2 protein-coding genes are annotated in these 1,181 nt (G+C 34.7%); both read left to right on the top strand.

Annotated features, from left to right (window positions below; genetic code table 11):
- Positions 1–393: 393 nt before the first annotated feature.
- Positions 394–438, top strand: coding sequence for a protein YmgK (locus ACJHYD_RS24465; protein ID WP_120795380.1), 45 nt, complete (start codon positions 394–396; stop codon positions 436–438).
- A 260-nt stretch (positions 439–698) separates the two neighbouring features.
- On the top strand, positions 699–1,022 hold the full coding sequence (locus tag ACJHYD_RS24460) for an anti-adapter protein IraM (RefSeq protein WP_001309448.1): 324 nt from the start codon (positions 699–701) through the stop codon (positions 1,020–1,022).
- Positions 1,023–1,181 lie beyond the last annotated feature (159 nt).

Raw genomic sequence — 1,181 nt, 5'->3', positions numbered from 1 at the left:
AAAAACTATGTGATATTTACAGTTCCATCGGGTGTGCGCTAAGCTCTTTTCGTTCCCCATTGGGACCCCCTTTTGATTTCTTGTTTGACACTTGCAGTTGCCAGACCGCAAAGTGTTTTAACAAATCAAAAGGGGTTTTAATAACTGGCTCAAAGCTGAAAGCTTTCCGGAACCCCCAGCCTAGCTGGGGGTTTTCTGTGCACAAAAACAACGGGCGTGCCATACGCCCGTTTCAATACTTAACGCACATGTGTTTTGGTTTAGTCATCATCCGGTTATATGTATTTTAGCCAGGAATGGGTTAAACCATTCCTATATAACTAAAAAATTGAAACCTTATTCTCATGTCATGCTTATATTCGTCATTATCGTTATATAAAAAGGCCAACCATAATGTTTAGCAAATTGGCACAAAGTAGTATAAAGGCTATGTTTTAATTACAGGATGTTCAGTCATTTGAATGTATAACATTTTAGCTAAACAAATCTAAAACGAAGTGAATAATTTAATGTTTTCACTAAATCTCATTTTGTTTAATATCTATTGAGATTTCTTGCTTTAAATTTTGTTTTATATAAACAATGGTTTTAATTTTTAATTAATTTGTTTTTTTGAGGGGGTAATATACTCATATGCAAAATCAAGAAATAAACATCCTAATGAACCATATTAAATACCGTGGGATAAGACATAACAAATGAAGTGGATAGTAATTGACACGGTAATTCAACCTACATGCGGTATATCTTTTTCAGCCATATGGGGTGATATGAAAATGATCATCTGGTATCAACCTACTATATTTCTCACTCCTGGAAGTATATTTACACCGGTTAAGTCTGGTATTATCTTTAAGGATAAAGAATACCCTATTACTATTTATAACATCACACCATTCAACAAGGATTTATGGAGTTTACTCAAAAGCAGTCAAGAGTGTCCTCCAGGAGAAAGCGAAATAACAAATAAATGTTTACATAATAGTTGTATTATAAAAATATGCCCATATGGACTCAAGTAATGGTCTTCATATAAATATTCTCGACATGCTATTAATAATATCCACATAAAAAAATATCCTCCGGCATAGCCGGAGGTTTTTCAAATGCGCCTATAAGGCTCTCTTACCAGCCGCGCCCTAACAGGCGCACACGATCTGACATTTGCATCCAACTTCGTT

The organism is Escherichia sp. WS1368, from assembly GCF_046487485.1.
Taxonomy (GTDB): Bacteria; Pseudomonadota; Gammaproteobacteria; order Enterobacterales; family Enterobacteriaceae; genus Escherichia; species Escherichia coli.
This window is presented reverse-complemented; position numbering and strand designations above follow the sequence as displayed.